The 19,353-nt window shown below is 71.7% G+C and carries 16 protein-coding genes and 1 pseudogene; 5 read left to right on the forward strand and 12 right to left on the reverse strand.

All coding sequences use genetic code 11. The annotated features are described in order from the left end of the window. Positions 1-146: 146 nt before the first annotated feature. Both ACFWBD_RS00900 and ACFWBD_RS00905 read left to right on the forward strand, forming a co-directional pair. Positions 147-389, forward strand: a pseudogene (locus ACFWBD_RS00900) (hypothetical protein); the annotation flags it as partial. Positions 390-629: 240 nt separating this feature from the next. After that, the gene (locus ACFWBD_RS00905; RefSeq protein ID WP_385661485.1) at positions 630-1,814 is read left to right on the forward strand and encodes a lactonase family protein; all 1,185 of its coding nucleotides are present in this window, start codon (positions 630-632) and stop codon (positions 1,812-1,814) included. On the opposite strand, the gene ACFWBD_RS00910 is transcribed toward ACFWBD_RS00905, so the two are convergent. Together ACFWBD_RS00910 and ACFWBD_RS00915 are read right to left on the reverse strand one after the other, a co-directional pair. After that, positions 1,782-2,507: a DUF2470 domain-containing protein gene (locus ACFWBD_RS00910; protein ID WP_385660738.1), complete on the reverse strand. Its 726-nt coding sequence runs from the start codon at positions 2,505-2,507 to the stop codon at positions 1,782-1,784. The genes ACFWBD_RS00905 and ACFWBD_RS00910 overlap by 33 nt on opposite strands. A 136-nt stretch (positions 2,508-2,643) precedes the next feature. After that, positions 2,644-3,258 (reverse strand): TetR/AcrR family transcriptional regulator, encoded by a 615-nt coding sequence (locus tag ACFWBD_RS00915; protein ID WP_385660741.1) that lies wholly within the window; start codon positions 3,256-3,258, stop codon positions 2,644-2,646. A gap of 107 nt (positions 3,259-3,365) precedes the next feature. Between ACFWBD_RS00915 and ACFWBD_RS00920 the strand changes: the two genes are divergently transcribed. Next, positions 3,366-4,955, forward strand: coding sequence for a cytochrome P450 (locus tag ACFWBD_RS00920; protein ID WP_385660744.1), 1,590 nt, complete (start codon positions 3,366-3,368; stop codon positions 4,953-4,955). On the opposite strand, the gene ACFWBD_RS00925 is transcribed toward ACFWBD_RS00920, so the two are convergent. From ACFWBD_RS00925 to ACFWBD_RS00970, 10 genes are all read right to left on the reverse strand, one after another. Further along, a complete protein-coding gene (locus ACFWBD_RS00925) occupies positions 4,917-5,750 on the reverse strand; it encodes a pentapeptide repeat-containing protein (protein WP_385661487.1) in 834 nt (277 codons plus the stop codon). The two genes, ACFWBD_RS00920 and ACFWBD_RS00925, sit on opposite strands and share 39 nt — an antisense overlap. 47 nt (positions 5,751-5,797) lie before the next feature. Next, positions 5,798-6,541 (reverse strand): PIG-L deacetylase family protein, encoded by a 744-nt coding sequence (locus ACFWBD_RS00930; RefSeq protein ID WP_385660746.1) that lies wholly within the window; start codon positions 6,539-6,541, stop codon positions 5,798-5,800. A 28-nt stretch (positions 6,542-6,569) separates the two neighbouring features. Further along, the gene (locus tag ACFWBD_RS00935; RefSeq protein ID WP_385660749.1) at positions 6,570-7,871 is read right to left on the reverse strand and encodes an alpha/beta fold hydrolase; all 1,302 of its coding nucleotides are present in this window, start codon (positions 7,869-7,871) and stop codon (positions 6,570-6,572) included. A 126-nt stretch (positions 7,872-7,997) separates the two neighbouring features. After that, positions 7,998-9,035, reverse strand: coding sequence for a LacI family DNA-binding transcriptional regulator (locus tag ACFWBD_RS00940; RefSeq protein ID WP_385660752.1), 1,038 nt, complete (start codon positions 9,033-9,035; stop codon positions 7,998-8,000). Positions 9,036-9,126: 91 nt separating this feature from the next. Further along, a complete protein-coding gene (locus ACFWBD_RS00945; protein ID WP_385660755.1) occupies positions 9,127-10,551 on the reverse strand; it encodes a BNR repeat-containing protein in 1,425 nt (474 codons plus the stop codon). 81 nt (positions 10,552-10,632) lie between these two features. Beyond that, complete coding sequence (locus ACFWBD_RS00950; RefSeq protein WP_385660758.1) at positions 10,633-10,953, reverse strand: L-rhamnose mutarotase; 321 nt, start codon at positions 10,951-10,953, stop codon at positions 10,633-10,635. Between the two features lie 47 nt (positions 10,954-11,000). Further along, complete coding sequence (gene rhaS / locus ACFWBD_RS00955; protein WP_385660760.1) at positions 11,001-12,083, reverse strand: rhamnose ABC transporter substrate-binding protein; 1,083 nt, start codon at positions 12,081-12,083, stop codon at positions 11,001-11,003. Positions 12,084-12,117: 34 nt separating this feature from the next. Then, the gene (locus ACFWBD_RS00960; RefSeq protein ID WP_385660762.1) at positions 12,118-13,110 is read right to left on the reverse strand and encodes an ABC transporter permease; all 993 of its coding nucleotides are present in this window, start codon (positions 13,108-13,110) and stop codon (positions 12,118-12,120) included. Continuing rightward, positions 13,103-14,197 carry an ABC transporter permease gene (locus ACFWBD_RS00965; protein WP_385660765.1) on the reverse strand — a complete coding sequence of 365 codons (1,095 nt, stop codon included), beginning with the start codon at positions 14,195-14,197 and terminating at the stop codon, positions 13,103-13,105. The genes ACFWBD_RS00960 and ACFWBD_RS00965 overlap by 8 nt, the downstream gene beginning before the upstream one ends. Then, entirely contained in the window at positions 14,194-15,711 is a 1,518-nt protein-coding gene (locus ACFWBD_RS00970; RefSeq protein ID WP_385660767.1) for a sugar ABC transporter ATP-binding protein, read from the reverse strand. The genes ACFWBD_RS00965 and ACFWBD_RS00970 overlap by 4 nt, the downstream gene beginning before the upstream one ends. Before the next feature lie 261 nt (positions 15,712-15,972). On the opposite strand from ACFWBD_RS00970, the gene rhaI reads away from it, so the two are divergent. Together rhaI and ACFWBD_RS00980 are read left to right on the forward strand one after the other, a co-directional pair. Then, on the forward strand, positions 15,973-17,133 hold the full coding sequence (gene rhaI, locus ACFWBD_RS00975; protein ID WP_385660770.1) for an L-rhamnose isomerase: 1,161 nt from the start codon (positions 15,973-15,975) through the stop codon (positions 17,131-17,133). A 141-nt stretch (positions 17,134-17,274) separates the two neighbouring features. Then, positions 17,275-19,314, forward strand: coding sequence for a bifunctional aldolase/short-chain dehydrogenase (locus tag ACFWBD_RS00980; RefSeq protein ID WP_385660773.1), 2,040 nt, complete (start codon positions 17,275-17,277; stop codon positions 19,312-19,314). Positions 19,315-19,353: the final 39 nt, after the last annotated feature.

Raw genomic sequence — 19,353 nt, forward strand, 5'->3', positions numbered from 1 at the left:
TGCCGGGCGGGGTGGCGGTCCGGTTCATGCGGACGCTGCCGCTGCCGGAGAAGGGAACGCGCACGCACTGCCGCCCGGTCTCGGGGTGTTCCCCGTCCGGCGGGTTTCCGACCACCCCGACACCATGCCCGCCGAGTGGCTGACGGCGCCGCATCACCGGCGAGGAGCCGCCGCCGTCCCCGGTGGACCGCGCCGTGTACACCAGGGCCGCGCTGCCCTGGTACGACTACTACGACGACGCGCGGGACGTGGCCCCCGGCGACACCCTGACCGCCGTGCGGCCGTTCGACGAGTGGCTCGGCGCCGGCCTGGACCCGTGGGAGCCGCCCGCCCCCGGCCAGGTGCGCCACCTCGAGGACAAGCCGGGCAAGCCGGTGGGGGACGGCGACCGGTGGCCGGGCCCGGCCGCCGTCCGTCCGCCTGCGGGGCGACCCCGGCCGTCCGCACCGCCGGGGTCCGCTTTTGCGTTCGACGGCCGGTCCGGGTCAAGGTGGCTGTCACGGCGGAGGCGTACGACGACCTGAGGTGCGGGCATGGGCAGTGGGACGGAAGCGGCACGCTGGGGGTCGCCCCGGCCCGGGCGAAGCCGGGAGCTCGGCGGAGGCTGGAGCAGGCGCCGTTTCGTCGGGATGCTCGGCGGCACGGCCGCCGCGTCGGCCCTCGCCGGGTGCGGCGGCGACGGCGAAGGCGGCCGGGCGACGGCCCGGGAATCACCGCAGGCCGCGCCGCCCGGGCAGCCGTCCTCGTCGGCGTCCGCCGCCCCCGGGTCCTCACGGAGTTCTTCCGGCCCCCGCGCCCTCTACCTGGGCACCTATACCTCCGCCGAGGGCGGCGGGAAGGGCGTCGGGGTCGCCTCGTACGACCCCGTCTCGGGGCGGATCACCGGCCGGGGCACGATCACCGGTGTCCAGGATCCGTCGTACCTCGCGGTGCACCCGGACGGCGGAACGCTGTACGCGGTCGACGAACGTGAGCGGGGTGCCGTGACCGCCGTGCGGCTGTCCGACGAGAAGGTACTGGGCAGTCGGCCGACGGGCGGGGCGCACACCTGCCATCTGTCGGTCCATCCGGGCGGCCGGTGGCTGCTGAGCGCCGACTACGGCTCGGGCAGCGTGGCCGTGCACCCGATCGACGCCTCGGGGGCGCTCGGTGAGCGCACCGACAAGGTGACGCACCGTCGTCCGGCGCCCCGGTCGGGGCAACAGGGCCCGCACGCGCACCAGTTCATCACGGCTCCGGACGGCGGCCATGTCCTCGCCGTCGACTTCGGCACGGACACGGTGTACAGCTACCGACTGGACGAGCGGGCCGGGACGCTCACGGAGGTCGCGCAGGCGCACACCCGGGCGGGCGCCGGTCCGCGCCATCTCACGTTCCATCCCGGCGGCCGGTACGCCTACCTCGCCGACGAGGCCGACGACACGGTCGCGGTCTGCGCTTACGAGCCGTGGAGCGGCCGGCTGACGATCGGGAGGCCGCAGTCCACGGGCGCGAAGGCGGACACCAACTACCCGGCGCAGCTGGCGGTCACGCCGGACGGCGCGTACGCCTTCCTCGCCAACCGCGGGGACAACACCCTCGCCCGCTACGCGGTGGAGGCGGACGGGGCCCGGCTGCGGTTGCTCGGCACGGTGCCGGTGGAAGGCGACTTCCCCCGGCAGATCGCCCTCTCGCCGGACGGCGGCCTGCTGTTCGCCGCCAACCAGCGCTCCGGCACGGTCAGCGTCTTCCTGGTGGACGGCACCGACGGTGAACTGCGGCTCGCGGGCGAGCCGTTCGCGTCACCCGTCGCCGTCTGTGCGCTGCCGCTGTAGGGCGCGGGGGCAGGCCGCGGCCGCCGCCTGGGTGAGCAGGACGTGCATGCGCTCGGTGAGCTGGCCGACGTCGTCGGCGGGCGCGTGGAAGGGCAGGCGTACATCGCCGTGGGTGCGGGCGCGCTCGATGCGCAGCGTCAGTCCGTGCCGGTCCACGGCGAGCGGCTGGACCCGGACGGCGCCGTGCAGACTGTCCCGCTGGACGAGCCGGGTGAGCCGCTCCACCGCGTCGGGGTGGGCGTCGGCGAGATGCGTGAGCAGCTGTGCCTCGGCGGTGGCGAGCGGGTCGGGCTCGGCGCCGGCGAACTCATCGAGGTCGACGACGACCGCGCCGGTGGACTCCTTGAGCACGACGCGGGTGGCGTGGAAGGCGAGATGGCCGTCCTCGGGGGTGAACCAGCCGGCCAGCCAGAGCCGGGCGCGGATCCGGCCGCGTACGGGAACGGGCGCCACGTCCGCGAACTCCAGCACGGCGGACGGCTCGCCGCGGGGCGCGCAGATCGCGGCCGTGAGCAGGGCACTGTCCTCGGGGACGTGCAGGATCACCCGGCCGTCCTCGTCGACGGTGTGCGCACCGACGAACTCCTCGCGCCCGCCGTCCGCGGTCACCGCGCAGGACCATGAGGCCGCGAGTACCGAACGGGCCCGCTCGGCAGCGGCAGGCACGGCCGCCCAGCTTTGGCTGTCACCCATTCCAAAACCTCCTTAGGTAAGGCTTGCCTAACTTATCGGAGATCCGGACGTTCGCCAACCGTGGGCGCACCTCGTCGCACGCGGACATCGGCCCCCGGCCCTCGCGGAGCCGGGGCCGTGACCGTCCCGTCGATGATCACGCCGGACCTGCGATGACCCCCAGCAGCGCCCGCGCGCACAACTCCCCCACCTGTTCCCGTGACAGGTCCGACCCCCGCAGCCACTCCAGGCAGACCGCCGTCGTGAACGCCAGCCAGCCGCGCACCGCCAGCCGCACGTCGGGGCGCTCCTCGAAGACCGGACCGAACTCCGGGTCGGCGCCGAGCGCCGCCAGGATCTGCCTCTCCTGCGCCGCGAGCGCCCGCCGGTAGACCCGGCGCACGGCCTGGTCACCGGAGGCGTCGGCACGGTGGAAAGCCCGGTAACCGTGCGCGTGGGCCGCCACGTACGCCAGATAGGTGTCGAGGCCGGACGTCAGCTGTTCGCGGACCGGGATGCCGGGAACCGCCGCCGTCATACGCAGCATCCGCTCGCTCTCGCGCTCCACGACCGCCGCGAAGAAGTCCCGCTTGGTGGGGAAGTAGTGGTACAGCAGCCCACGGGAGACCCCGGCGATCTCGGCGACCTGCTCGATCCACACGTCGTCGTACGGGCTCTCCGAGAACAGCCGCGCACCGACCGACAGGAGCTGCTCCCTGCGCTCCTCGGTGCTGAGTCGGCGCCGGATGCGCTCCCCCTGATTCGCGGCCATGCCCGCACCTTACTTGACGTCGGTTCAACAGCGGCACCAGACTGAGTCCGCTATTGAACCCACGTACAACATGCTCAACCTGCCGCTGCATCAAGGGAGATCGGGTCATGGCGGAGACGACGGGGACGACAGGCGGACCGGCCACGACGGAGACGACGGGGCCCACGACGGCGGACGCCCTGCCGAAGGGGTTCCGCAGCGCGGAGCTCGGCTGGCCCGAGCTGGAGCGCATACCGCATCCGCCGCGCAGGCTCCCCCTGCTCGGCGACGTTCTGGGAGCGAGCCGGCGCACGCCGCTCCAGGACTCCCTGCGCTACGCCGGGCAGCTGGGGCCGATCTTCCGCCGCAAGGCGTTCGGCCGGGAGTTCGTGTTCGTGTGGGGCTCCGAACTGGCCGCCGACATGGCGGACGAGACGCGGTTCGCCAAGCATGTGGGGCTGGGCATCGCCAACCTGCGGCCCGTCGTCGGGGACGCCCTGTTCACGGCGTACAACCACGAGCCGAACTGGCAGCTGGCGCACGACGTCCTGGCTCCGGGGTTCAGCCGCGAGGCGATGGCGGCCTACCACCCGATGATGCTGGACGTGGCGGAGCGGCTCACCGGTCACTGGGACCGGGAGCTGGCCGCGGGCCGGGCCGTTGACGTGCCCGGCGACATGACCAAACTGACCCTGGAGACGATCGCCCGCACCGGCTTCGGGCACGACTTCGCGTCCTTCGAGCGGGCCCGGCCGCACCCCTTCGTCACGGCGATGGTGGGCACCCTCACCTACGCGCAGCGCCTCAACACCGTGCCCTCTCCCGCTCTGCTGCGGCGGGCCACGCGCCGCAACGAGGCCGACATCGCCCATCTGAACCGCACGGTCGACGAGCTGGTACGGGCGCGCCGCGACGGCGGCGGCGGAGACGGCGACCTGCTCGACCGGATGCTCGACACCGCCCACCCCACGACGGGCGAACGGCTGTCGGCGCAGAACGTGCGGCGTCAGGTCGTCACCTTCCTGGTCGCCGGCCACGAGACCACCTCGGGCGCGCTCTCCTTCGCCCTGCACTACCTCTCCCTCAACCCCCGCGTCGCGGCCCGCGCCCGCGCCGAGGTGGACCGGGTGTGGGGGGACGCGGCCGTACCGGGGTACGAGCAGGTCGCGAAGCTGCGCTATGTCCGCCGGGTCCTCGACGAGGCACTGCGGCTGTGGCCGACGGCGCCCGCCTTCGCCCGCGAGGCCCGGGCGGACACCGTGCTGGGCGGGGAGCATCCGATGCGGCGGGGCGGGTGGGCGCTGATCCTGACGGCCATGCTGCACCGCGATCCCGCGGCGTGGGGGCCGGACGCCGACCGGTTCGACCCGGACCGGTTCGACGCGGCGGCCGTACGCGCGCGTGCCCCGCACACCTTCAAGCCGTTCGGCACCGGGGCCCGGGCCTGCATCGGACGGCAGTTCGCGCTGCACGAGGCCACGCTGGTGCTCGGGCTGCTGCTGCGCCGCTACGAGCTGCGGCCGGACCCGGCGTACCGGCTGCGGGTCACGGAACGGCTGACGCTGATGCCGGAGGGGCTGCGGATGCACCTGGAACGGCGGACGCCTACGCCGACACCGACACCGACGCCGACTTCGTCCGGCGGGCCGGTCGGCGAGGGGCGCGCGGCGACGGCGCCCTCAGAGCCGCGCTGTCCAGTGCACGGGGCGGGTGACTGACTCCGGCAGCCTGGTGCCCGCGCTCCCCCGGGCCGCGTTCAGCTGCGGCTGGGTCAGGAAGAACGCGTCGGTCAGGTCGGCGTCGGCGAGGCCGGTGTCGCGCAGGTCCGCGCCGATCAGATCCGCTCCGCGCAGATCCGCGCCGGTGAGGTCGGCGGCGATCAGACAGGCCCCGCGGAGGTTCGCGCCCCGCAGGTCGGCGCCGCGGAGACGGGCGCCCATCAGGTCGGCGCCCCGGCGCTCCTTCCTGCGTCCACGGATACCCGCCCGGGCCAGTTCGCTGGTCTTCAGCAGCAGCACGTTGACGTCCTGACGGTGCGCCGGGACGTCGAGGGCGATCAGCTCGTCCGGGGACAGACGGGTGAGTTCCTCGGTCTTCGCCAGGGTCCGGCGCAGATCGCCGTGGATCGGGCGGGCGGCGGGGAGGCCGAGCGCCTCGGTGAGATACCAGAGGAGTTCGTGGAGCTGCCGGACGACCGGGAACACCTCGGACATCCGGCGGGCGTCCTCGGGTTTTGCCGTACGCCGGTCCCGGCCGCCGAAGGTGAGCTGCGAGACCTTCTGCCCGGCGCCGAAACAGTCGTAGACCGTGCAGCCGGTGAAGCCGCTCTGCCGCAGTCGCGCGTGGATCCCGCAGCGATGGTCCTCGCCGAGGTTGGGGCACTCCCTGCCCGCGGGCTTGTCGATCGCGAAGTCCGCGGAGCGGGCGAAGGGCAGGGCCACGCAGCACAGGCCGAAACAGTTCTCGCAGTCGCCGCGCAGTCCGGTCCCCTCCACCGCCGTCTTGTCGTGCATGCCGTCCAGCTCGTCTTGCATGCCGTCCAGCCTACTGACCGGCTCGGCTACCGGTTGAACAGCTCGAACGCCACGGCGGGCCTGCCGCCGAACCGTTCGCCCACCGACTTCGCAACCCCGGTCAGGAACCCCCGTACGTAGCTCTCCGGCTCCTCGTCGGTCAGCGCCTCGATGTAGGCGCGGTGTTCGAGCAGCGAGCCCACCGCCCGCTCCAGTCCCGCGGACGCGTCCACGGCGTGGGTGGGCGTAGAGGAACCGGCCACCGCGACCCAGCGCACGCCGCTCCAGGGCTCCAGGCCCTGCTCGACGAGTTCGGGGAAGATCCAGCGGTTCCCCGCGTCCCCCGCCGCGTCGAGGGTGGCGCGGCCGACCGCGACATGGTCGGGGGTGTTCCAGGCGACCCCGCCCCAGGTGTCGCGGTGGTTGAGGGTGATCACCAGCTCGGGGCGGTGTCTGCGGATCGCGGCGGCGATGTCGCGGCGCAGGGCGGGACCGTACTCGACGACGCCGTCCTGGTGGTCCAGGAACTCGACCCGCGACACGCCCACCACGGCGGCACTGGCCCGCTGCTCCCGCTCGCGCAGCGGACCGCACTCGGCGGGCGCGAGGGTGTCGATGCCCGCCTCGCCGCGGGTCGCCAGCACATAGGCGACCTCACGGCCGGCGTCGGTCCAGGCGGCGACCGCCGCGGAGCACCCGTACTCGAGGTCGTCCGGGTGCGCCACCACGGCCAGGGCGCGCCGCCAGTCCTCGGGCATGGGCTGGAGCTGGGTGATCGTGGGCTCGGTCATGCCCGCAGACTAACGCGTAACCGAGCCGTCACACCTCGTCACGGGCGAGGGCGAGCAGCCGGTCCAGGACGCGTGGGCCGCCGGCCCTGACGCCGTCGTGTTCGAACTCGTCGGTGACCCAGGTGCGCAGGCCGCGGATGGCGCGGGCCGTGCGCAGGGAGTGGGCGGTGTCGACGTACAGGTCGTCGTGGTAGATCGCCGCCGCGACGGGGACCTCGTTGGCGGCGAGGCGCGCGGAGTCGTACAGGGGCGGCCAGTCGGTGCGGGCGGCGAGGAGTTCGGCGGTCTCGCGGAGCGGGCGCAGCGCGGGATCGGTGTCGAACATCCAGGGGTGGACCGTCTCGCCGGTGAGCAGCAGCGGTCCGTCGCCGGTGAGCGCCTTCGCCGCGTCGAACTGCGGGAACTCGGCGCGTACCCGGTCGGCGGCCCAGGCGGTGGGGCGGCCGCCCTGACCGTAGATCGCCTCGTGGACCAGGGCGTAGAGGGGGTGCCCTGCGTAGGAGAGCTGGCTCTGCATCTCCTCCTGGAAGGCGTCGGACAGCGCCGGGCCGTGCGGGGTGGGGACGAAGGCCTCTTCGAGGAGGTGGTGCAGGCGGTGGCTGCCCTCGGCGCCGCCGAGGAGGATGCCGAGCGTCTGGAAGGCCTCGGCGGTGAGGCGGTAGCCGTTCGGGAGGCTCACCTCGTGGTGGAGGAGGTGGTCGGCGATACGGCGGACGCGGTCGACGTCCTGCGGGTAGCGGGCGTAGTGCGCGGCGACCTTGCGTTCCATGCGCGGGTAGGCGGCCCGGTACACGTCGTCGGCGTCCGCGTCGAGGGCCGGCAGACCGCCGGTGATCAGCGCGGCGGCGAGGCCCTCGGGGGCGAGGGAGAGATAGGAGACCGTGCAGAAGCCGCCGAAGCTCTGGCCGAGGACGGTCCAGGGGGCGCCGCCGGTGACCTCCGGGCGGATCAGCTCGCAGTCGCGGACGATGGAGTCGGCGCGGAAGTGCGCCAGGTAGTCGGCCTGTTCGGCCGGGCCGCCGCGCAGCGGGAGCGTCTGGCGGTTGGCCGGGGTGGAGTGGCCGGTGCCCCGCTGGTCCAGGAGGAGGACGCGGTACTCCTTCAGCGCCCGCTCGAGCCAGGCCGGCCGGCCGACGAACCGGTTGGCGCCGAAGCCGGGGCCGCCCTGGAGGTAGAGCAGCCATGGCAGGTCCTGGCCCGCCTTCTCGCCGGCGACGACCTCGCGGGCGTAGAGCCCGATCGTCTCCCCGTCCGGGTCGGCGTGGTCGAGGGGCACGGTGAAGCGGCGGTCGGTGAGGACGACGCCGGGCTGGCGGTAGCTGACGGACAACGGAGGCTCCCGGGACGATCGGTGTACGGGCCGCGTCCCAGTTCAGCACATGTCCGGGCGGTCCCGGAGCCCGGGGGATCATGAACAGCTACTGAACGGGCACTCAGCGCGGTACTGAACAGCCGCTCAGCGCGCCGAGAGGCTGGACCTGCGCACCACCAGCTCCGGCTGGAGCACCACCCGCCGGTGTTCGTGCCGGCCGGCGCCCGCCCCGCCCGCCCCGCCCTCTTCGGTCTCCTCGAGCAGCATCTCGGCGGCCAGGGCGCCCATGGTGACGGCGGGCTGCCGGACCGAGGTGAGGGGGACGGCCGCTGCGGCCGCGAACTCGATGTCGTCGTATCCGACGATGGCCAGGTCCTCCGGGACGTTCACCCCCGCCGCGTACATCGCCTGGAGCACGCCGAGCGCGAGGAGGTCGTTGGCGCAGAACACGGCGGTCGGGCGCTCGGCCAGGCCGAGCAGCCGGGCGCCCGCGTCCCGCCCGGCGGCCACGTCGAGCCGCTCGGTGGCCAGCTCGCGCAGGCACTCCGGGCCGAGGCCCGCCTCGGCCAGCGCGTTCAGGGCCCCGGTGCGGCGGTCGCGGACCTGGGTGAAACCGGGCGGGCCGCTGACATAGGCGATCGAGCGGTGTCCGGCGTCGATCAGATGCCGGACGGCGAGCGCGCCGCCCGCCACGTCGTCCACGGACACCGAGCACTCGGTGGTGCCCTCGGAGACCCGGTCGACGAGGACGAAGGGGATGCCGTGCCGGCGGAAGGAGGCGATGTTGCGGCCGGTCGCGTCGGCCGGGGTGAGCAGCACGCCCCGCACCCGCTGCTCGGCGAAGAGCGACAGGTACTCGGCCTCCTCGCCCGCGCTCTCGGCGCTGTTGCAGACCATCACACCGAGCCCGGCGTCGCGGGCGGCCCGCTCGGCGCCGCGGGCGACGTCCACGAAGAAGGGGTTGCCCATGTCGAGGACGAGCAGCCCCATGATCCGGCTGCGTCCGGCGCGCAACTGGCGGGCGGACTCGCTGCGCACGTAGCCGAGCCGGTCTATCGCCGAGAGCACACGCGCCCGGGTTTCGGTGGCGACGGTGTCGGGGCGGTTGATGACGTTCGACACCGTGCCGACGGAGACTCCGGCGGCACGGGCGACGTCCTTGATTCCCACCGGCTGGGCCATCAGGCGGGGACCTCCAGGTGAACGGGGTACGGCGGGACGGCCTTCACATTACCGTCACCCCGCCGCGCCCCTGTCCGAGTACGGGTACGGGTCACGCGGGCAGTGCGAAGTCGACGACGTGGAGCGCCGAGGGGGTCGTCCCGCTCGACTTCTCCTGGTACATGAACGACAGCACGTTGTCGGCCTTGACGCGCAGTTCGTCGATCACGACCTCGCCGAAGGCGTTGAGGCCACTGCCGTCGAAGAGCACCGTCCAGTCCGTGTGGCCGGAGGCCCTGGAGGCGCCGGCGATCCGGCCGAAGGGGAAGACCGCGTACGCGTTGTCGTACTTGTCCAGGACCAGCTTGGTGCGCTGGCTGGAGCCGAGGACGACGGGGATCTCCGTCTTCTGCCAGCTCCCGGAGGAGTTCTTGCGCAGATGGAAGGCGCGGCCGTTGGCGGTGCGGTCGCTGACGTAGTCGGTGGTGCACTGGCCGAAGCGGCCGGGCACGTAGCTGATGATCGCGTGCGGGAGGCCGGTGGAGTCGGTGGCCTGGCTCTCCTGGTTCATCAGGGAGTGGTCGGGGTTGAGCGCGTCCACGACGAGTCCGGGGTCCGTGACGGCGACCTTGTCGGAGCCGCCCGTGGTGCTGACGACGGTGCCCGCGTTGTCGAGCCAGGTGCGGCCGCGGTCGGTGGAGTAGACGTAGCCGGTGTCGTGGTTGGTGATGCCGCCGCCGGAGCACATCACGGCGCCGTTCTGCTCGCGCCAGGTGAAGAAGGAGTGCAGCCGGCCGTTGACGTCGTAGTCGATGCCGTGCAGGTACATGTTGCGCGCGGTCGAGGAGCCGTGCTCGCTGGTGTAGGTGCCGGTGGAGCCGGACCACTCACCGAGGTTCGTCCAGCTCGAACCGTCGTACTCCGCCAGCGCGTTGCGGCCGTTGCCGGAGATGCCGACCCGGTAGCTGAGCTGGAGCCTGCCCTCGGGGGTGGCGACGAACTGCGGGTAGGTGAACTGGGTGGTGAGCGCGAGGCCGTCGAGGGTGGTCTGCACGGCGCCGAAGACGGACGACGTCCAGGAGGTGGTCGCCGGGTTGTCGAGGAGTCCCGCGGCCGACTTCACGTAGAAGAAGCCGTCGCTGTGGGAGTCCATGTTGAGGTGCAGACGCCCGTCGGCCTTCGAGACGCCCATGGAGATGACGTTGTGCGAGTCGCTGGCCTTGAGCTGGTGCGCGAGGGTGACCGTGGACCAGGTGGTGCCGCCGAGGACGCGGCGGGCGACGACCGCGTTCCTGGTGGAGGTGTACCAGGCGGCGTACTGGTAGCCCTTGTAGGTCAACAGGCCGTTCTTCTGGAACGAGTTGTTGTTGACCAGGCCGTCGTAGGACACGAAGAACACGGCCGTGGCGTCGAGTTGGGTGGTCGCCTTCTTGGTGACCGAGGGGCCGGGGTCGGCGGCGCGCGCGGTGCCGGCGGCGAGGACGGGGGACGCCGCGGCGCTGAGGAGGGCGCCGGCCAGCAGGGTGCGTCGTCTCATCTCGGGGGACTCCATCGTCTGCGAGAGCGGGAAACGGAGAGGAACAGAGGGAAACGGAAGGGAACGGAGGGGACGGGGGTGTCAGGCGAGGTGGAACACTTCGGTGAGAGGTTTCATCGCCTCGTCGGGCCGGGCTCCGTCGAGGGACTCGAAGAACGGGGCCATCTCCGCCTGCCAGCGGGCGTTGACGTCGGTGGCCTCCATGCCGGCCTGGGCGGCGGCGAAGTCCTCGGTCTCCAGACAGCCGACGAGCAGGCCGTCGTCTCTCAGGAACAGGGAGTAGTTGTGCCAGCCGGTGGCCGAGAGAGCTTCCAGCATCTCCGGCCACACGGCGGCATGACGTTCGCGGTACTCCGCCAGCCGGTTCTGACGGACCTTGAGCAGGAAACAGACGCGCTGCATGAAGTACCGCTCCTTCGTGGGGGGTTGAAGCGACCGTCGAGCGGTGACTAGAAGTTGAACTGGTCGATGTTCTTGGCGTCGAACACGGTCGGCTTGCCGAGGCTGATCACGCCGTCCTTGCCGATGGTGTACGTGGTGCCGCCGGCCTTGAAGGTCTCGCCCTCCGCGCCGGTGATCTGGCCCGAGACCAGCGCCACCGCCGTCTGGGCGGCCAGCGCGCCGAGCTTGGCCGGGTCCCACAGCTCGAAGGCCTCGACGGTGCCGTTCTTGACGTAGGTGCGCATGTCGTTCGGGGTGCCGAGGCCGGTCAGCTTGACCTTGCCCTTGTACTTGGAGCCCGACAGGTACTGGGCGGCCGCCTTGATGCCGACGGTGGTCGGGGAGATGATCCCCTTCAGGTTCGGGTACTCCTGGAGCAGGCCCTGGGTCTGCTGGAAGGACTTCTGGGCGTCGTCGTCGCCGTACGCGACCTTGACGAGCTTGATGTCCTTGTACTTGGCGTCCTTCAGCTCGTCCTTCATGAAGTCGATCCAGGTGTTCTGGTTCGTCGCGGTCTGCGCGGCGGACAGGATCGCGATCTCGCCCTTGTAGCCGATCTGTTCGGCGAGCAGCTGCACCTCGGTACGGCCCAGGTCCTCGGCGGACGCCTGCGAGACGAAGGCGTTGCGGCACTCGGGGTTGGTGTCCGAGTCGTAGGTGACGACCTTGATCTTGTTGCTCATGGCCTGCTTGAGCGCGGTGCACAGGGCGCCCGGGTCCTGGGCGGACACGGCTATCGCGTCGACCTGCTGCTGCGTCAGGGTGTTGACGTAGGAGACCTGGCCGGAGGTGTCGGTTCCGCTGTTGGTGCCGACCTCCTTGTAGCTGGAGCCCAGCTCCTTCAGAGCCGCCTCGCCGCCCTTGTCGGAGCTGGTGAAGTAGGGGTTGTTGACCTGCTTGGGCAGGAAGCCGACGGTCAGGCCCTTCTTGGTGGCCGCGTTCGGGTCGGCTTTGCCGGCCGGGACGGCCGCGCCGGTGCTCTCGTTCTTCACGTCCTCCTTGGTCGTGCCGCCGCAGGCGGTGGCGGCGAGCGCGAGGGAGGAGACGGCGGCGAGGGCCGCACAGGCACGACGGAGGGATGACTTACGCATCACGGGGTTCCTTTACGAGGTGTGCGAGGCGGAGTTAAGCCGTCGGAGTCGGGGCCGTGGCTCTACGGCCCGCCCGTGCGACGGAGATCTGCCGTGCGACCCGGGGGCCGAGCACGGAGACGACGAGCAGGACGCCGGTGACGACGATCTGCGACTGCGCGGAGACGTCCTGGAGGCTCATCACGTTCTGCGCGGCGCCGAGCAGGAAGACTCCCGCGATCGCGCCGCCGAGCGTGCCCCTGCCGCCGTCGAAGTCGATACCGCCGAGCAGGACGGCCGCGATGACGGAGAGTTCGAGGCCGGTGGCGTTGTCGTAGCGGGCGCTGGCGTAGTGCAGGGCCCAGAAGATGCCGGTGAGGGAGGCCAGCAAGCCGGTCACCGTGAACAGGATCAGCTTGTGCCGCCTGACCCGGATGCCGGCGAAGCGGGCGGCCTCCTCGCTGGCGCCGATCGCGAACAGCGAGCGGCCGAACGGGGTGGCGTGCAGGACGACCACGGCGATCGCGAGCAGGACGACGAAGGGCAGGAAGGCCTGCGGGAGGAAGGTGTCCCCGAGCCGGCCGGCCGCGAAGTCCAGGTACTGGGTGGGGAAGTCGGTGACCGCGTCGGAGCCGAGCACGATCTGCGCGATGCCCCGGTAGGCGGCCATGGTGCCGATGGTGACGGCGAGCGAGGGTAGCCCGAGGCGGGTCACGAGCAGGCCGTTGACCAGCCCGCACACCACGCCGAGCAGCAGGCAGACCGGGATGATCGCCTCGATCGTCAGGCCCTGGTTCCACAGGGCGCCCATCACCGCGCCGGACAGCCCGGCGGTGGAGGCGACGGACAGGTCGATCTCGCCGGAGACGACCAGCAGGGTCATCGGCAGCGCGATGAGCGCGATGGGCAGGGTGTTGCCGATCAGGAACGACAGGTTGAGGGCGTTGCCGAAGCCGTCCACGAAGGAGAACGAGAACAGCAGCAGGACGATCAGGAGGGCGCCGACGACCGTGTCCCAGCGGACGGCGCGGGTGAGCGACTCAGGCATGGCCGGCGTCTCCCTTCTTGACGGTGGTCTTCTCGGGGGCGGTGGTGGTCCTGGCCGCGGCCGACTTCTTCTTCAGCGCGGACGCCACCCGCAGGGCGACGACCCGGTCGACCGCGATGGCCAGCAGGAGCAGCACGCCGTTGATGGCGAGCACCCAGACCGAGCTGACGCCGAGCGCGGGCAGGACGCTGTTGATGGAGGTGAGCAGCAGCGCGCCGAGGGCCGCGCCGTAGACGCTGCCGGAGCCGCCGGTGAAGACGACGCCGCCGACCACGACCGCGCTGACGACGGTGAGTTCGTAGCCGTTGCCGGTCCCGGAGTCGACGTTGCCGAACCGGGCCAGGTACATCGCTCCCGCGAGGCCGGCGAGGCCGCCGCAGAAGGTGTACGCGGCGAGGATCCGCTTGCGGACCGGGATGCCGGCGAGCCGGGCGGCCTCCGGGTTGGAGCCGAGCGCGTACAGCTCGCGGCCGCTGCCGAAGTGCTTGAGGCAGTACGCGGTGGCGATGAGGACGGCGAGTGCGATGAGCGCCAGCCACGGCACGGCCGAGAGTCCGCCGGAGCCGAAGTCGACGAACGAGTTCGGCAGGTCGGCGGCGGTGATCTGGCGGGAGCCGACCCAGATGGAGTCGATACCGCGGATGATGTACAGCGTGCCGAGGGTGACGACGAGGGCGGGCACCTGACCGAGGCTGACCAGCAGGCCGTTGAGGAGCCCGAAGCCGACGCCCAGCAGGACCGCCAGCACGATCGCGATCACCGGGTCGCCGCCGCCGTGCAGATACGTACCGGCGGCGAAGGCGCTGATGCCCAGGGTGGAGCCGACCGACAGGTCGACGTTGCGGGTGATGACGACCAGGGACTGGCCGGTGGCCACCAGCACCAGGATGGTCGCGTTCAGCAGCAGGTCCTTGATGCCCTGCTCGGACAGGAACTCGCTGTTTCCGGCCTGGGTGACGGCGATCATCACCAGGAAGACGACCAGGATGGCGAGTTCGCGCATCTTGAAGACGCGGTCGACCAGCCGGGTGCCGCTGGACTTCGGCACCTCGGCGACGGGGGCCTCGTGGGAGGTGGTCACCGTCATGCGGCGGCCCTCCCGGTGGCTGCGGCCATCACGGTTTCCTCGGTGGCTTCGGTGCGGGGGATCTCGGCGGCGAGCCGGCCCTCGTGCATCACCAGCACGCGGTCGGCCATACCGAGGATCTCGGGCAGGTCGGAGGAGATCATCAGGACGGCGACCCCGTCGGCGGCCAGCTCGCTGAGGAGCCGGTGCACCTCGGCCTTGGTGCCGACGTCGATGCCGCGGGTCGGCTCGTCGACGATGAGCACCTTGGGGCCGGTGGCCAGCCACTTGGCGAGCACGACCTTCTGCTGGTTCCCGCCGGAGAGCGTGTTGACGGTGTCCGCGATCCGGGCGTACTTCACCTGGAGCTTGACCGCCCAGTCGAGGGAGCGGCTGCGCTCGGCGCCGCGGTCCATCAGGCCTGCCTTCACAGTCGTCCGCAGGCCGGTCAGGCCGATGTTGCGCTCGATGGACATGTCCATCACCAGGCCCTGGGCCCGCCGGTCCTCCGGGACCAGCGCGAGGCCGGCCGCCATCGCGGTCGAGGGTGCGCCGTTCGTCAGTGTGCGGCCGTCCACCGTGACCTCTCCGGCGTCCCAGCGGTCGATGCCGAAGACCGCTCGGGCGACCTCCGTACGCCCGGCGCCGACGAGTCCGGCGAGGCCGACGATCTCACCGCGGCGGACCTCGAAGGAGACGTCGGTGAAGACGCCTTCCCGGGTCAGCCGGCGGACGCTGAGGGCGACCTCGCCCGGTGTCACGTCCTGCTTGGGGTAGAGCTCGTCCAGGTCGCGGCCGACCATCCGGCGGACCAGGTCGTCCTCGGTCATGTCCGCCAGCGGCTCGCTGGCGATCCAGGCGCCGTCGCGCAGGGTGGTCACCCGCTGGCAGATCTCGAAGATCTCCTCCAGCCGGTGCGAGATGAACAGCACCGCCGCGCCCTGCTCACGCAGGGTGCGCACGACGCCGAAGAGACGGGCGACCTCGCTGCCGGTGAGAGCGGCGGTCGGCTCGTCCATGATCAGGACCCGGGCGTCGAAGGAGAGCGCCTTGGCGATCTCGACGATCTGCTGGTCCGCGATGGACAGGCCGCGCGCCGGACGGTCGGGGTCGAGCTCGACGCCGAGGCGCCGCATCAGGGCGGCGGTGGCCGCGTGGGTGGCCTTGTGGTCGATGCGGCCGAGGGCGCGCCGGGGCTGGCGGCCCATGAAGATGTTCTCGGCGATCGACAGGTCGGGGAAGAGCGTGGGCTCCTGGTAGATCACGGCGATACCGGCGTCGCGGGCGTCGCCTGGGCCGTGGAAGACGACGGGCTCGCCGTCGAGCAGCACCCGGCCCGCGTCGGGTCGGTGCACTCCCGCGAGGGCCTTGATGAGCGTGGACTTGCCCGCGCCGTTCTCGCCGGCGAGGGCGTGCACCTCGCCGGGGTACAGCTCCAGGGAGACGCCCCGCAGGGCGCGCACGGCGCCGAAGGACTTGGTTACGTCCTTCAACGCCAGCACCGGGGCCGGTCCCGCGTCGGACGGGTAGGTCATGGATGGCTCCTCGACGACGCCCGGGACGTGCCCTCACGGCGTCGTGAAAGGTTTCAACTGGATTGCCGGGACGTTAGGCATCCGGGCCATGTCACGTCAATGGGTACGTCTCGAAAAGTTTTCGATAGCCGAAGTTCACGCGGCGGTCACGGACAACGGTGCGACCCGGAGGGGTTGACACTCTCCCCGCGGCCTCATAGCTTCCCGTTCTGAATCGTTTCATCCGGGAGTTGTTCCGGACCGATGTCACAGGAGCCCGAAGTGACCGACCTCGCCGCGGTGAAGGCCGCGCTGAAGACCCAGGCCGTCGAGACGCCGTCGTGGGCGTACGGGAACTCAGGCACCCGTTTCAAGGTGTTCGCCCAGGAGGGCGTCCCGCGCACCCCGCAGGAGAAACTGGACGACGCGGCGCAGGTGCATCTGTTCACCGGCGCGGCCCCGACCGTGGCCCTGCACATCCCGTGGGACAAGGTGGAGGACTACTCCGCACTTGCGAAACATGCCGAGGACCGCGGGGTGAAGCTGGGGGCGATCAACTCCAACACCTTCCAGGACGACGCCTACAAGCTGGGCAGCGTCTGCCACCCGGACGCGGCGGTGCGGCGCAAGGCTCTCGACCATCTGCTCGAGTGCGTCGACATCATGGACGCGACCGGCTCCGCCGATCTGAAGCTGTGGTTCGCCGACGGCACGAACTATCCCGGCCAGGACGACCTCCGGGAGCGCCAGGACCGGCTCGCCGAGGGCCTCTCCGCGGTGTACGAGCGGCTCGGGGACGGGCAGCGGATGCTGCTGGAGTACAAGTTCTTCGAGCCCGCCTTCTACTCCACGGACGTGCCGGACTGGGGCACGGCGTACGCGCACTGCCTGAAGCTCGGGCCGAAGGCGCAGGTCGTGGTGGACACCGGGCACCACGCGCCCGGCACCAACATCGAGTTCATCGTCGCCACGCTGCTGCGTGAGGGGAAGCTCGGCGGGTTCGACTTCAACTCGCGGTTCTACGCGGACGACGACCTCATGGTGGGTGCCGCGGACCCGTTCCAGCTGTTCCGGATCATGTACGAGGTCGTGCGCGGGGGCGGGTTCACCTCCGATGTGGCGTTCATGCTCGACCAGTGCCACAACATCGAGGCGAAGATCCCGGCGATCATCCGCTCCGTGATGAACGTGCAGGAGGCCACGGCGAAGGCGCTGCTGGTCGACCGGTCGGCGTTGGCCGCCGCGCAGGCCTCCGGTGATGTGCTGGAGGCGAACGCGGTGGTGATGGACGCGTACAACACGGACGTACGTCCACTGCTGCGTGAGGTGCGGGAGGAGTCGGGGCTGGACCCCGACCCCATGGCCGCTTACCGGGCGTCCGGATGGGCCGAGAAGATCGTCGCTGAGCGGGTGGGAGGGGAGCAGGCCGGTTGGGGCGCGTAGGCCTCTGCCTTCACCTGTTCGTCGCGGACTGCGGGCCCGTCGTGGCTGGTCGCGCCCGCGCGGCGGGAGCCGCATACCGACAGAGCCCCGCGCCCCTCTCGGGCGCCCCCCTCACCCGCGTTCCAGAAGTAAGGAATCTGCATGACCACCCACCCCGAAGCCGCCGCCCTCCTCGGCCGGTCCCGAAGGCTCGGCGCTGATCCCCGTAACACCAACTACGCCGGCGGCAACACCTCCGCCAAGGGCACCGACACCGACCCCGTGACCGGTGGGGACGTCGAGCTGATGTGGGTGAAGGGGTCCGGTGGAGACCTGGGCACCCTCACCGGGACCGGGCTGGCCGTGCTGCGGCTCGACCGGCTGCGGGCTCTGCGGGACGTCTACCCGGGCGTCGAGCGCGAGGACGAGATGGTCGCCGCGTTCGACTACTGCCTGCACGGCAAGGGCGGGGCGGCGCCTTCGATCGACACCGCCATGCACGGGCTCGTCGACGCAGCCCACGTCGATCATCTGCACCCCGACTCCGGGATCGCGCTCGCCTGCGCGGCCGACGGGGAGAAGCTGACGGCCGAGTGCTTCGGGGACGCGGTCGCGTGGGTGCCCTGGCGGCGGCCCGGGTTCCAGCTGGGGCTGGACATCGCCGCCATCAAGGCGGCCAACCCGCAGGCCATCGGTGTGGTCCTCGGCGGACACGGGATCACCGCCTGGGGCGACACCTCCGAGGAGTGCGAGCGCAACTCGCTGCACATCATCAGGACCGCCGAGGCCTTCCTCGCCGAGAAGGGGAAGGCCGATCCGTTCGGACCGGTCCTCGCGGGCTACGAGGCGCTGCCCGAGGACGAGCGGCGGGAGCGGGCCGCCGCCCTCGCGCCGTACGTGCGGGCGATCGCCTCCCAGGACCGGCCCCAGGTGGGGCACTTCACCGACTCCGACGCCGTGCTCGACTTCGTGGCCCGGGCCGAGCACCCGCGGCTCGCCGCGCTCGGCACCTCCTGCCCCGACCACTTCCTGCGGACCAAGGTGCGGCCGCTGGTCCTGGACCTGCCGCCCGCCGGCACGGTGGAGGACGCGGTCGCGCGGCTGAAGGAGCTGCACGCCGAGTACCGCGAGGAGTACGCCGCCTACTACCGGCGGCACGCCGATGCCGACTCGCCCGCCATGCGCGGCGCCGACCCGGCGATCGTGCTGGTCCCGGGCGTGGGCATGTTCTCCTTCGGCAAGGACAAGCAGACCGCGCGCGTGGCCGGCGAGTTCTACGTCAACGCGATCAACGTGATGCGCGGCGCGGAGGCGGTGTCCTCGTACGCGCCGATCGAGGAGTCGGAGAAGTTCCGCATCGAGTACTGGGCCCTGGAGGAGGCCAAGCTCCAGCGGATGCCCGCGCCGAAGCCGCTGGCCACCCGGGTGGCCCTGGTCACGGGCGCCGGCAGCGGGATCGGCAAGGCCATCGCCCGGCGGCTGGTCGCCGAGGGCGCGTGTGTCGTGGTCGCCGATCTGAACGCCGAGACCGCGGCCGCCGTCGCCGAGGAGCTCGGCGGGGCCGACAGGGCGGTCGCCGTCACCGTCGACGTGACCTCCGAGGAGCAGATCGCCGGCGCCTTCCGGGCCGCAGCGCTCGCCTTCGGCGGGGTCGACCTCGTCGTCAACAACGCCGGGATCTCCATCTCCAAGCCGCTGCTGGAGACGTCGGCGCGCGACTGGGACCTTCAGCACGACATCATGGCCCGCGGATCGTTCCTCGTCTCGCGTGAGGCGGCGCGGGTGATGATCGCGCAGGAGCTGGGCGGCGACATCGTCTACATCGCGTCGAAGAACGCCGTCTTCGCCGGCCCGAACAACATCGCCTACTCCGCCACCAAGGCCGACCAGGCCCACCAGGTGCGGCTGCTGGCCGCCGAGCTGGGCGAGCACGGCATCCGCGTCAACGGCGTCAACCCGGACGGCGTGGTGCGCGGGTCTGGCATCTTCGCGGCCGGCTGGGGCGCGCAGCGGGCCGCGACCTACGGCATCGAGGAGGAGAAGCTCGGCGAGTTCTACGCGCAGCGGACCATCCTCAAGCGCGAGGTGCTGCCGGACCATGTCGCGAACGCGGTCTTCGCGCTCACCGGCGGCGAACTCACCCACACCACCGGACTGCACGTCCCCGTCGACGCGGGTGTGGCGGCCGCGTTCCTCCGGTGACGGCCGTCCGGTCGTACGCGGCGGTCGACCTCGGCGCGT

It is taken from the genome of Streptomyces sp. NPDC060002 (genome assembly GCF_042737245.1).
Classification (GTDB): Bacteria; Actinomycetota; Actinomycetes; order Streptomycetales; family Streptomycetaceae; genus Streptomyces.